12 protein-coding genes are annotated in these 12,277 nt (G+C 60.6%); 4 read left to right on the top strand and 8 right to left on the bottom strand.

Features of this window, described 5'->3' with window-relative positions; translation table 11 throughout:
• Positions 1 to 26: 26 nt before the first annotated feature.
• The 4 genes from CQ13_RS19765 to CQ13_RS19750 form a co-directional block, all read right to left on the bottom strand.
• Positions 27 to 1,160 carry an alpha-hydroxy acid oxidase gene (locus CQ13_RS19765; protein ID WP_057844517.1) on the bottom strand — a complete coding sequence of 378 codons (1,134 nt, stop codon included), beginning with the start codon at positions 1,158 to 1,160 and terminating at the stop codon, positions 27 to 29.
• Positions 1,161 to 1,302: 142 nt separating this feature from the next.
• Positions 1,303 to 2,565, bottom strand: coding sequence for a CaiB/BaiF CoA transferase family protein (locus CQ13_RS19760; RefSeq protein WP_057844586.1), 1,263 nt, complete (start codon positions 2,563 to 2,565; stop codon positions 1,303 to 1,305).
• Positions 2,566 to 2,881: 316 nt separating this feature from the next.
• Positions 2,882 to 3,304 carry a GFA family protein gene (locus tag CQ13_RS19755; protein WP_057844585.1) on the bottom strand — a complete coding sequence of 141 codons (423 nt, stop codon included), beginning with the start codon at positions 3,302 to 3,304 and terminating at the stop codon, positions 2,882 to 2,884.
• Between the two features lie 140 nt (positions 3,305 to 3,444).
• The gene (locus CQ13_RS19750) at positions 3,445 to 4,497 is read right to left on the bottom strand and encodes a hypothetical protein (protein ID WP_057844516.1); all 1,053 of its coding nucleotides are present in this window, start codon (positions 4,495 to 4,497) and stop codon (positions 3,445 to 3,447) included.
• Between the two features lie 237 nt (positions 4,498 to 4,734).
• Here CQ13_RS19750 and bamA point away from each other — a divergent pair, with 237 nt between their 5' ends.
• Complete coding sequence (gene bamA, locus CQ13_RS19745) at positions 4,735 to 7,080, top strand: outer membrane protein assembly factor BamA (protein WP_347337046.1); 2,346 nt, start codon at positions 4,735 to 4,737, stop codon at positions 7,078 to 7,080.
• On the opposite strand, the gene CQ13_RS19740 is transcribed toward bamA, so the two are convergent.
• The 3 genes from CQ13_RS19740 to CQ13_RS19735 are packed head-to-tail and all read right to left on the bottom strand — an operon-like array spanning position 7,061 to position 8,385.
• On the bottom strand, positions 7,061 to 7,636 hold the full coding sequence (locus tag CQ13_RS19740) for a DUF6456 domain-containing protein (RefSeq protein ID WP_057844515.1): 576 nt from the start codon (positions 7,634 to 7,636) through the stop codon (positions 7,061 to 7,063). The two genes, bamA and CQ13_RS19740, sit on opposite strands and share 20 nt — an antisense overlap.
• A gap of 48 nt (positions 7,637 to 7,684) precedes the next feature.
• Positions 7,685 to 7,855 carry a hypothetical protein gene (locus tag CQ13_RS43155; protein WP_156433765.1) on the bottom strand — a complete coding sequence of 57 codons (171 nt, stop codon included), beginning with the start codon at positions 7,853 to 7,855 and terminating at the stop codon, positions 7,685 to 7,687.
• Positions 7,852 to 8,385: a GcrA family cell cycle regulator gene (locus CQ13_RS19735; RefSeq protein WP_063800112.1), complete on the bottom strand. Its 534-nt coding sequence runs from the start codon at positions 8,383 to 8,385 to the stop codon at positions 7,852 to 7,854. Before CQ13_RS19735 ends, CQ13_RS43155 begins: the two co-directional genes overlap by 4 nt.
• Before the next feature lie 130 nt (positions 8,386 to 8,515).
• Here CQ13_RS19735 and CQ13_RS19730 point away from each other — a divergent pair, with 130 nt between their 5' ends.
• The 3 genes from CQ13_RS19730 (at position 8,516) to CQ13_RS19720 (ending at position 10,951) form a co-directional block, all read left to right on the top strand.
• Positions 8,516 to 9,154 carry a S24 family peptidase gene (locus CQ13_RS19730; RefSeq protein WP_057844513.1) on the top strand — a complete coding sequence of 213 codons (639 nt, stop codon included), beginning with the start codon at positions 8,516 to 8,518 and terminating at the stop codon, positions 9,152 to 9,154.
• A gap of 168 nt (positions 9,155 to 9,322) precedes the next feature.
• The gene (locus CQ13_RS19725) at positions 9,323 to 9,598 is read left to right on the top strand and encodes a hypothetical protein (RefSeq protein ID WP_057844512.1); all 276 of its coding nucleotides are present in this window, start codon (positions 9,323 to 9,325) and stop codon (positions 9,596 to 9,598) included.
• 165 nt (positions 9,599 to 9,763) lie between these two features.
• Positions 9,764 to 10,951, top strand: a complete 1,188-nt coding sequence (locus CQ13_RS19720) for an OpgC domain-containing protein (protein WP_057844511.1) — start codon at positions 9,764 to 9,766, stop codon at positions 10,949 to 10,951.
• On the opposite strand, the gene CQ13_RS19715 is transcribed toward CQ13_RS19720, so the two are convergent.
• A complete protein-coding gene (locus tag CQ13_RS19715; RefSeq protein WP_057844510.1) occupies positions 10,839 to 12,011 on the bottom strand; it encodes a glycoside hydrolase family 3 N-terminal domain-containing protein in 1,173 nt (390 codons plus the stop codon). The two genes, CQ13_RS19720 and CQ13_RS19715, sit on opposite strands and share 113 nt — an antisense overlap.
• Positions 12,012 to 12,277: the final 266 nt, after the last annotated feature.

Raw genomic sequence — 12,277 nt, 5'->3', positions numbered from 1 at the left:
CCGGACCGGCCGCAGCTTTCGGCTCCTCAATAGCGGTAGGGCTCGATATCCAGCAACGGAAAAGCGCTGAACACGCTGGGTGGATTGGTCGCCGTAGCTGCATGCAGATAGGACTTGTCGAGCTCGCCCAAGCGGGTGACGCCGAGCAGCCCGAGGCAGCGGATCACTTCGTCTTCCAGCAATTCAAGCATCCGCACGATGCCGGCCTCGCCTGCGGCCGCGAGTGCCCAGCACTGCAGACGGCCGATGCCGACCAGATCGGCGCCGGAGGCAATCGCCTTTACGATGTCGGTACCGCGGCAGAACGACCCGTCAACCATGATCCTGGCGCGACCGGCAACCGCGTTGACGATTTCCGGCAAGACGTGCATTGCGCCGCGTCCGTGGTCGAGCTGGCGGCCACCATGGTTCGACACATAGATCCAGTCCACGCCATGATCGAGCGCGATGGCCGCGTCTTCCGCCGTGGCGATGCCCTTGATCACCAGCGGAATATCATACTTGTCCTTGATCAGCTTCACCGTGCGCCATTCCAGCCCTTTCTGGAAGTCGCCGCCGGTGGCCCGAATACGGCTTTCGCGGACATACCGCTTGGCGATATCGCGCTCGCGCCGGCTGTAATGCGCGGTGTCGACCGTCAGGCAAAAGGCGGCATAGCCATTCTCGATAGAGCGGCTGACAACGTCTTCAACAAAGACGTCGTCGCCGCGGACATAGAGCTGATAGATGCGCAATGCGCCGGGTGCAGCTTTGGCCGTCGCTTCCAGTCCCGGTTCGGACACCGAACTCAACATGTGTACGGCGCCGAACTGCCCGGCTCCGCGCGCGACCGCGGCGCCTGAATTGGGATCGAAAATCTCCAGCGCACCGACCGGCGCAATCATGACAGGCAAACGCAGGCGGCGGCCGAAAACCTCGGTCGAGGGGTCAACTTCCACGACATTGCGCAATACCCGAGGCCGGAATGCAATCTCGTCGAGCGCCATGCGGTTGCGACGCATCGTGGTCTCCGTTTCGGAGGCCCCGACGATATAGTCCCATGCGTTCTGGTTGAGCCGGGCGCGTGCCTTCCGAATGAATTCGTGGAGATTCTGGAATTCTTCGCCGCTGGCGCCGAGCTCGACATTTCTCGCCGACCGTATGGAGGTCCCGTCGTTCATGATGTTTCTCTCCCGCTTTGGCGGCACATTAGCCGTAGAAGAACGGAAAAAGCTACCGCTTTGAACGGGTTAGGCGTAGTGCAAACGCAGAGATGTCATTCGTTTGCGAGATACATCGGGATAGAACGAAGATCAGCTTCGCTCAAGCCGCGTTACCCGTTTTCCCGAAAGCCCCCGCCTTGGTCAGAGCCGCAATACGCCGCTCATCGTATCCGAGCGTCTTTTGGAGCACCTCCCTGGTATGCTCACCCAGCAGCGGCGCCGCCACGGGATCGACGGTTGGCGTCAAGCTCATCTGCAGCGGCGTTTCAATATTGGGGACGGCGCCCGCGGTCGGATGCGGGATCCGGCTGAGACGATGGCGGTCGCGCACTTCCGGCGCGTTGAACCCCTCCTCTACCGTGCGCAGATAGCCAACCGGTATGTTGGCCTTCTTCATCTTCGCCATCCAATTCTCAAGACTGTCGGTCGCAAAGACGCCGGCGATGATGGCACGCAACTTTTCTCTGTTGGCAGTTCGGTTTTTCCTGTGCGCGAACTCGGGATCCGTGACGAGATCCGGCCGTTCAAGCACGTCCACCACAAGCCGGCGGTAGAGCCGGTCATTGGCGCAGGCCATGTAAAGCGGTCCATCGGATGCCTGATAGACGCCGACGGTGGGTGAGCCGTTCGGCGAATTTCCGAAACGGCCCGGGTTCGCGCCACTGATGAGATAGGCCATGCCATAGAAACCGGTCATCGACACGGCGGTGTCAATCAGCGCGATCTCGACCTGCTGGCCGCAGCCGAGCCGGTCGCGGGCTATCAGCGCCAGCAGGATTGCGTTGCATGCCGACATGCCTGTCGCCATATCGACGATCGGCGGACCGGTCCGCACCGGCTCGCCATCCGGAAAGCCGTTCAGCGACATGAAGCCGCTCTCGGCCTGCGTGATCGGATCGAAGCCCGGACGCAACGCGAACTCACCCTTGCGGCCATAGGCCGAGATCGAGCAATAGATCAGCCGCGGATTGGTCGGCGCCACGGAAGCATAATCGAGACCGAACTTCTTCATCACGCCGCCGGAGAAATTCTCCACCACGACGTCCGCCTTCGCGATCAGTTCGCGGGCGACTTCGAGCGCCGCAGGATTGTTGAAATCGAGCGTGATGCCGCGCTTGTTGCGATTGAGGCTGAGGAAGGCCGCGCTCTCGCCGCCGATTTCCGCATGCTCATAGTGCCGGGTATCGTCGCCCCCATCGGGGTTTTCGATCTTGATCACCTCAGCACCGAAATCGGCCAACGTTTGCGTGCAGGCCGGACCGGCAACGACCCTGGTGAAGTCGACGACCAGTAGACCGTCCAGTGCGGTCGGTTCGCCCTTTGCGCGCGGCGTTCGCTCTGGCAACTGCGGTCTGGCAGTCATTTCCGGCATTTCCTCTTGTTTATTTTTGCTTGGCAGAATGAAGGTTTTCGCCGCGCCCTCAAGGCTTTCTTACCGGAACCGGATGGGCAACGCCAAACCCCGATTTTGCAGGGCGGGACCTGCCGCTGACATAGCTCTTACAGTATGTGAGACGCCCTCGCATCCAAGCTGCAGGCCCCAGACACGACGTGACGGGCCCAAAAAAGACGCTGCCCACTCCCGGGTCGGGTCCGGAAGTCGAGCAGCGCCTTATTGATGTGCCCGACGCCGCACACAATGTTCGCTGCGGCGCCACTTCTCCAGAAGCCCGTTCCCTTTACTCGGGAATCATTTCACCGGACCCGCCAAACTCAGCCGGGAAATCTTTCAGTTTGGGCAACCCATCCCGCATCGGCAGCACCGTCTCGGCGTAGTTGATGTGCACGCCGGGCGTGAAAGGTAGGGTCGGAAGAGTTGCGGCAAAGACATCGACCAGCCCAAGCGTCGGGTGGTTTGTCATCAGGTGACCGCCGCACTCCTCACAGTACTTGCGCTGGCTCATCGGCGTCTTCTCGAACGTCGAAACATGTTGCGCACCTGCCGTGATCCGTACTGCATCCGGCTTCCACAGCGTGAAGGCATTCACCGGTCCCCCGGACCACGAGCGACAAGAACGGCAATGACAATAGCCCATTCCTTCCGGCGCCCCCGTGACCTGGATTTCAACCACACCGCAAAAACAGCTTCCAGTATGCTTCATCATTCTCCTCCAGCCACTTGAAAAGTGGTTAGGTTAGTATCTCGCTCGCCTGGATCGCGGAAGCTCGACGCCGATCGCGAGCACTATCTCGAGGGCTTTCGCCGCGCCGGATTGGAATGAGCTTCCGCGACCGGCCTCGATTACTGCTGCTTTTCCCAGAACGACAGCAATCCCTGCGAGGCCGAACCTCCGATCACGCAGGGAATGCCGACTGCGACCTGCCCTAACGCAGCCGCAGAGACGCAGCCGAGCGCAACCGCGCCGACGCCGACCTGACCCCAGAAGCTGAGATCCCGGCGACTATCGGAGCCCTTGGTCTTGAGTTCATCCACGGCGGCCAGCGCATCCTTGCGGAGAGCAGCGATCTGCACCGTGTCCGCCGCCTCAACTACTTCGGCCAACGGTGCCTTGACTGCCGCCGGTTGCCTTGCAAGTTCGCTGCGGAGGTACTCGCGCAAGCTGGCATCACGAATCGCGTAGCTTGCCAACGTATAGCGCGCCATGCTTCCGACCGTCAGCTTGTCGACCGTGTCGCGGCTCTTGCTCCATGGCAGCATCTGGATAATGCGCTGGATCGGGGCATGCGAGCCGGTCGCAAAATAGTAGCCCCACAGCGTATCCAGCAAATCCTGGTTGCTCGCCAACGTGAGCGTCGTGTTCAGCTTCCGCTCGTCCTTGGCAAACGGATTCTTGGTGAAGGCGCCGCGCAACCTGTCCATCATGCCGGGCTTTACTTCTTCCAGCGGGATGTCGGCCAAAGTCGGCAGCTTGCCCGCCAGATAGCTGTCGATCATGACCCGCCGGCCCGGCATTCGTGGCGCGACCCGGCGCAGAACGTTTCTCCAGTCAGGCAGCCCCGAATAGGCGATGGCGCGGACGACTACCCATTCGTCTTCCGGCCGAACGGGGAAGAAACTGGCAACGAGTTGTTCGGCCTTGGCGGGGTTGGAGCCAATCGCACCGGCGATAAAGCCCAGGTAGATGCCGGCGTTCTCCGGCTCCTTGAAGGTTTGCGAGTGAAACAGCACCCGCACGGCTGCGGGAACATGTGCATAGTCTGGCTTGGCGCGGTAGTTATAGATCCACTGCTGGACTACCCCGAGCGAGGCGCGCGGATCGACCTCCGGCGCCTTCTCTGCGTGCGCGGGCTGAATCAGCATAAGCGCAGCGGCAATGAAGGCGGCATATCGCATGTGATGCTCCTGCGAGCGTCGACGCCTGCGCGGTTCCTGCGCGAGCGTCCGAGGCTCTCTCGATGGCGAAGCATGAAGCGTGCATTGCGACAATTGTGAGAAAATCGGCATTAACAGAAGACGTCTAAATTGTGGCGCGTCGCGAAAAACTCGCCTGCAACTCACCTTATCCCAGACATGTTTTCGCCCCGCGCGGGCAATTCGATCTCGGCCGATTAACTGGGAGTCCGGCGGGACGTGGAGATCAGACGCATCACGCAGCGCAACCGATCGTTCCGATCCGGGGCGGCCGTTTGCCGGCTTGCCGGCGCCCTCGGCTTGATTTTCGCGACGCCGGTCATCACCGAAGCCGCGCCGCCATCGCAAGATACGATCGTCGTCGAAGGCAACCGCCGCATCGACGCCGAGACCGTACGCTCATACTTTCACGCAAGCCCTGATGGGCATTTCGATGACGCTGCGCGTGATGCGGCGCTGAAAGCACTGATCGCAACCGGCCTGTTCGAGAAAGTTTCCATCGAACGCGCCGATGGTCGGCTTGTCGTGCAGCTGTCCGAAGCGCCTGTACTCGACCGCGTTGCATTCGAAGGCAACAGGAAAGTCAAGGACGTCGATCTCGCCGCCGCTATCGAGTCAAAGCCGCGCGGCCCGCTGCAACGCGCCATCGTGCAGTCCGATGTCGGCCGCATCATGGAGGCATACCGGCGCGTCGGCCGCGCCGCGGTCAGCGTCGATCCGCAAATCATCGATCGCGGCAACGGCCGGGTCGACCTCATCTATGCCGTAACGGAGGGTGCAAAGACTCCAGTGCGGCAGATCGATTTCACGGGCAACAAGGCCTTTGGCAAGCGACAGCTCAGCGCCGTGATCAAGACCTCCGCCACCCATATGCTGAGTTTTCTGACCGGTGGTAACGTCTACGATCCCGACCGCGTCGCGCAAGACCAGGAACAGCTACGGCTCTACTACCGCAGCAAGGGTTACGCCGATGTCCGCGTCTCATCGGCAAAGGCGGAGTATGATCCGGCGACGAAGGGGTTCATGCTGAGCTTCGCAATCGACGAAGGCCCACTTTATCACTTCCGGGAAGTCAGCGTCGCCTGCAACGTTCCGGGCATGGACTGCGACAAGCTTCGTGGCCTTCCCACCGCCCATCCAGGCGCGGTGTTCGACGGCAACACGCTGGACAAGGCCACCGAGCTTCTAGCAATCGAATTGGCAAAGCTCGGCTATCCCTTTGCCCAGGTGACGCCGCGACTCACCCGTGATGCCACAGCGCAACGCATCGATGTTGCCTTCGTGATCGAACAGGGGCCTCGAGCCTATGTCGAGCGGATCGAAATTCACGGCAACACGCGGACCCGCGATTACGTGATCCGGCGCGAATTCGATATCGCCGAAGGCGATCCCTACAACAAGACATTGATAGATCGGGCCGAACGGCGCTTAAAGAATTTGAACTACTTCAAGACGGTGAAAATATCGAATCGGCCTGGCTCGGCGCCGGATCATGTCATCCTCGATGTCGAGGCGGTTGACCAGGCAACCGGTGATTTCAACATCGCTGGCGGCTACTCGACAGTCGATGGTGCGCTCGTCGAGGTCAAAGTAGGCGAGCGCAATTTCTACGGCACGGGCAAGAATGTGCAGGCCATCTTCACGTACGGCCAATATGCGCGCGGCATCAACCTGGCGGCGTCCGAACCGTATTTTCTCGGCACCAAGGTCGCCGCGGGAATCGAACTTTTCGGTCGCCAGAACGACGCCAATAACTACCAATCCTACGGCAGCACCACCTACGGTGCGAGGCTGCAATTGGGCACGCCGATCAACGAGGATCTCGGTGTGCAGTGGCGCTACTCGATCTACAATCAGAACATCACTCTGTCGCCGAACAGCTCCGGCCTGACGCCCTCGTTGGCCGTCCGGCAGGCGGCCGCCGCCGGCCCGACGTGGGTGTCCGCCCCCGGCAGTACGACGACCTACAGCACGCTCGACAACACAAAGAGCCCGACCAGCGGAATCAGATCGCAGCTCAGCCAGGATCTGGCCGGACTGGGCGGCGACGTGAAATTCCTGAAGACCACGGAAGACGTGCGCTATTACAAATCGCTCAATAGCGATCTGGTCGGCATGGTGCGCGCCCAGGGCGGCTACGTTACCGGCTGGGGCGGTCAGCAGGTGCCGCTGATGAACAACTTCTTCGGCGGCCCGACCATGGTGCGTGGCTTTGCCCCGAACGGATTCGGCCCACGCGACCTGACGCCGGGCACCACGATGGATAATGTCGGCGGCAGCGCCTATTGGGCAACGACCGCCGAACTGCAGAGCGCGATCCCCGGCGTGCCCAACGAATACGGCCTCAGGGCCACAGCCTTCGTCGACGCCGGCAGTGTATTCCGCTACAGCGGATCGACGGCATCGCTTCAGGTCGCCAACAAGAATGTGGTGCGCTCGTCGGTCGGTGCCGGCCTGACCTGGGCCTCGCCATTCGGCGCCTTGACCGTCGACTATGCCGTACCGTTGACGAAGGCGGCCGATGACGTGGTGCAGCCTCTGCGCTTCAGCGCGGGAGGGTTTTGACCGGAACGGGATGCTCCGTCGCGAACCCGTACAACAGCGCCAACCGGTCGAGGCATTCGCGCAAGCGCCTCGAAAAATAGTCATGCCATCGCTTGGTACGCAGTCCCCTCCGCTCGCCGACCTGTTCCATGGTCATTCCCTGGACCAGGACGTCATGCACCAGCGCCGAGCCGTCCGCCCCAAGTTCGCGCTCGGCACGGTTCAACCGCAGCACGGCCTTGCGTTGACCCTCGGTGATCGGTTCGCGCCGCTGCCCGCCATCGACATATTCCCGGCTTGGATCGACCGCGCGCGGGCCGCGCTCAGCCTTCTCCCAGTCGCTCTGGAACGCCCTCCCCGCCTGGTACTGCGCCTCGTCGATCTGGCGGTGGGAATGTAGCCGAGCGAGGGGGTCGTTGCGGATCGAACGTAGCGCAACGATCTTATCGCCCGGCTCCAACGCCAAGGGATTATCAATCTCGACGGTTGCGACTTCGGCATTGCGTAACAAATCGCGCGACCTTCGGTCATGCGTCTTGGCGGGATTGTACGGCTTTCGGCGCTTGGCTCTCGGCATCTGATATGCTCCTTGAAAACAGTGAAATTTCGGTATCGACCCGGAGTTCTATTCGGTTGATGCGCTCGATATCTCGTCACGCAGCAATTCGGACAATTCATCCCGGCGGCAGCAGCCCTCCGGCTGAAGTCCGATCAGCGCACGCAGGTGAGCGATTCGATGGCAGCGCGGCAGCCGTTTCAGCCTGTCGGCCATGCATGTGACAGCAGCGTTCGTCATGCCGTCTCCAACATCCGCAGCAGAGCAGTGCTCACCGCGTGGTCGGACGGCACGACCGGGTTGCGACTCAAATGAAAATGCGGCGTGCAGTAAGCTGAACCCGGGCGGCGCGGATGACCGCAGAAAGTAATAACGTCACTCTCCTCATCGCCGCCATACGGATAGCGGCAGTCACCACTCTCCAGCTCGGTCAGGGAGATATGCCGTGGCTCGATCGCCGCGCAGCGCAGCTTGAGCGGCTTGATCGCCTTAAACAACGGTACCGGCCAGACAAGCGCAGACGCCCTGGATTCGCTGGCACGAGGCTCTCCGATGTCGTGCAGGTCCGCCGGCTTGGTGGGCATAGACGGTTGCAGGCGATCGTCAGCTCCTAGTCCGAGGCGCCGTGCCCGCCCGAGCGCTGCACTGCGAGTATAGAACGTATTGAATCGTGAATTGATCGCTCGCGCGGCCTCCGAATGGCTCATGCCTTTGGCAAGAAATTCCCGCAGCGCGTCCGAGTGCTCGGGCGCCCAGTTCGACAGTTCCATCTTGTTGTCCTTGCTCTTGTCAACGCCGCCCGACACCGACAATCAATTTCTGATATTCAGAAATGAAAGTCAAGCTTGATTTCTGATAATCGGAACTGCTATTGTTTCTGAAATTCGGAAAGGTGTGATCATGCTGGACATCAGGTTGATCGAGCGGGGCCTGGAGAAGCCGGGCAAGACCAAGGGCGGACTGGCCGCCGCGATGGGCGTTCGTCCCGGCGCGGTTTCCGAAATCCTGTCCGGGATACGGCTGATCAAGGCGTCTGAAATCGCACCGATCATCGAATATCTCGAACTGAATTCGGTGCCGATCATGGGCCGGGTCGGCGCCGGTGCCTCGATCGAGCCGGAACACGAGCAGGTGCCGCCGGAAGGCCTCGGCGAGGTTGAACTGCCCTTCCCGATCGCGGAAGAAACCATCGCCTTCGAGGTAGCCGGCGATTCCATGCTGCCAAAGTACGAAAATGGCGATGTTATCGTCGTCTATCGCCAGCAGCGCCACCCGCTGTCGAGCTTCTACGGCGAGGAAGCCGCGGTCCGCCTGAAGACCGGCGAGCGTTATCTGAAGACGATCGAGCGCGGAAAATCCCCGGCGTCGGTCAACCTGACGAGCTTCAATGCCAAGCCGATCACCGGCGTAAAGCTGGAATGGATCGGCGAGATCTGCGTCACCCTGCCGAGGGGCCAGATCGAACGATTGCGCAACAAGGCGGCGGCCCGCTCGCGCAAGGCAGCAAGGGCGACCGGCGGACGCACGCCGGAAAAGTAATCAAGGCAGGCTGCGCCTTTCCGAATCAACAAATCCTGCTGAGGCGTGACTGTTTCGCCGACCTCACCCGCAACTTCTGTTTTTCGGAATTCGCTTGACTAATTTCCGATTTTCAGAAATACTCTTCCTCGTGGATTCCGGCGCGCAGGATAAGGTCAGATCGCCAACATGCAATATTTCGTCGTGATGATCGACTACGGCCGCCGCGGTCGCGAGGCTATTGTCGATCCGGAAATCACAAGGCGCGAGGTTATCTCCCGGGTGGCGTCGGGCGAGTATAAGAATATCAGCTTCATCCACGAAATCGCGGATTGCTCGGTCGAGGACATCACGGCCGATATTCTGAGCGAGGCGGCCCTTCCCGACATCGGCGCGACGGGCGCCGATCTGCAGGCCAGCCATTTCGATCACATCCGCGATCTGCGCAAGCACGAGAGAGCGTGATCACGTTCGGTCACGCTATTCCCTCAAAACATTGTGATTACTGGGCGGGCTTTAATCGCCGACAACTTGCTTAATTATTCTTTACGCAAAGTCTATTCCGACGGTGCGGACAATCGCACTAGATTCGCGATTCGATTCCTCCGACATGTAAAGTCTTAGCCAGAAATGCATCCGTCAATGAAGGCCGAGCTCGCCGCGCGCGACTGCGATTTCCGCCTCTGTCTCCTGCTTGGTATCGCGGCCTGGTTTCTCTTTCTGGATCATGTCCCGCACAATGCAGTGAGCCTGCTGACCATGCGCAATTTCGGCTTCAGCGGCGCCACCGACCTGTTTGTATTCATCGGCGGCTACACGGCCGCGGTCCTCTATGGAAAGATGATGCTGGAGCGCGGTTTCGTCGTGTCGGCGACTCGCATTTTCAAGCGCCTGTGGCAGCTTTACGCCGCTTACGTCGTTTTGTTCGTGATCTATATCGAACTGATCGGATATGTCGCGCGCAGATCCCGTGCCCCCGAACTCATCGGCGAGTTCAATGTTACGGGGATCGTCGACCATGCGATCCGGACGCTGATTCACGGCCTGCTGCTTCAGGCCAAGCCGCTCAATCTCGACGTGCTGCAACTGTTCATCGTGCTAATGGCGTTCTTTCCGATCGTGCTGTTCGGCATGATGCGGCGGCCGAACCTTACGCTCGCCGGATCGATCGGTCTCTACTTCGCATCCCGCCTGCTCGACTGGAATCTGTCTTCGTTTCCAGACGGACGCTGGCATCTCAACCCGTTCTGCTGGCAGCTCCTGTTCGTGCTCGGCGCCTGGTTTGCGCTAGGCGGTGCCAGGCAGGTGCACGCCATACGCACCCTCCAGAGCCTCGCAATCCTGCGCGCCGCGGCATGGCTGTACCTGCTCTTTGCGCTGGTCGTCACAGTTGCAGGGAAGTTTCCACAAGCTGGCATTGTGCCAGATTTCCTGCGCGATGCCTTTCCTTCCAACGATGGGGAAAACCTTGCCCCCTACGGGGTGCTTCATTTCCTGGCGCTGGCCTTTCTCTTTACCTACATGGTGCCGCGGAGCTGGCGCGGATTCCGATGGCAGGCGCTACAGCCGATCATGAAGTGCGGCCAGGAATGGTTGGCAGTGTTGTGCGCCGGGGTATTTCTCTCGTTTGCCGCGCATCTCGTCCTGATCACGGGCCCGAATTCGCTTGCCCTGCATGTCCTGGTCAGCTTCGCCGGGATTTCGATCATGACAGCCATCGCCTACTATGTGTCGTGGTCCAAACAGCAGGATCACAAGCCCGCATTCCGGACCCGGGCAATGACGGAGCTGCCGAAGGAAGGCCGGTTCGCGAAGTAGTTCGCGCCGGCATCTTGATGCCGTCGACGACCGGTTTGGAATGAGACGCGGCGCGGTCCGGATCGACCGACGTCAGCGTCACATGCCCGATCATCAGTTGCGCTTTCGAGCCGGCCAGCACTTTCCTGAACGGAATCCAGTCCGACGCTTCGAGTTCATCGAGCGGCGTATTCAAGTTAGCGCTGAAATGATGAGTATCGGATCGCACGCGGCCGAGCCCCGGAAAATGCTTGACGGCCGCTCCAACGCCGGAGGCTACGAGGCCGTTCACATAAGCTCGTCCGATCTCAGCGACGACCGCCGGATCATCGGAAATCGAACGCTGGCCGATCAGCGTGTTGAAGTCGAACCGGTTGCGCTTCAGTTCACGTCGCAAATCTAGCACCGGTGCAAGATTCAGGGTAACACCGAGCGCAGCCAGCTCCTGCCCGTGAGTGCGCCCGAATGCCTCTGCTTTCTCGGCGCGCACATCCGGCGCCAGGCTCGCAAGCGTCGATAGCGCCGGCAGCTTGGTCAAGGGCGGCGCCAGATGCGATACGATGCCGCCCTCCTGGTCGGCCGCCACGATCATGGGCGGCAGGCCGGCAGCGCGCCGCTTGGCCTGCAGCGCCGAAATCTCCTCTTTCAGACGCGTCGCCGACGATCCCGCGACATTGTGTTTGGTGATGTAGACGCCGGAGATCAGGCCCTTCTCGGCAAGAACTGAAACCTCCGGGAATGACGAGTACCCAACGATAAAATGTTTTCCAAGGCTGCGCACCTGTGCAGCACCGGCCCGCAGAACCCGTTGCTTGAGCCATTCAAAAGCAGCATGCGCACCGAGCATCGACAGTAATGGCACACACCACAGCAGTATGAGCGCCCTTCCCGCAACGCCTCTTCTCCAATAGCCGCGGCGGATGAGCAAGACGGCGGCAGTCACGCTCGCGGTGGCCAGAGCAACGTTTCCCGTTCCCCGCAGCGAAATCAGATAGGGATCGTTTTTGTTCGCAGCAGCGACAACGAAGGCTATTCCAGCGAGCCAGACCAGGATCAGGCCGATACGTTTGAGACTTTGCATGAAGATGATGGGAGCCTTGGGGGATCAGACGAGACCATTGCCCGTATCAAACTTGTCTCGCCGGCGCGAGCGCATAACCGCACCTGCACGGAAACTGCAGAAAAATCCTGAACTCTTGCAGACGACGCTCCAACCAATTGCACAACTGCGCCAGATAGTCCGTCTTGCAACTCAGCGGCGGTTATCGAATGCCTGTTCCCACACGACTAGCTACTTTCCGGCGCAAAATTCGGCGGCCTTTTGAGGCAGCCAGAATCGCTTGGTGG

It is taken from the genome of Bradyrhizobium retamae (assembly GCF_001440415.1).
GTDB lineage: Bacteria > Pseudomonadota > Alphaproteobacteria > Rhizobiales > Xanthobacteraceae > Bradyrhizobium > Bradyrhizobium retamae.
Note: the sequence above shows the minus strand (reverse complement) of the source record. Positions and strands in the feature narration are given on the sequence as shown.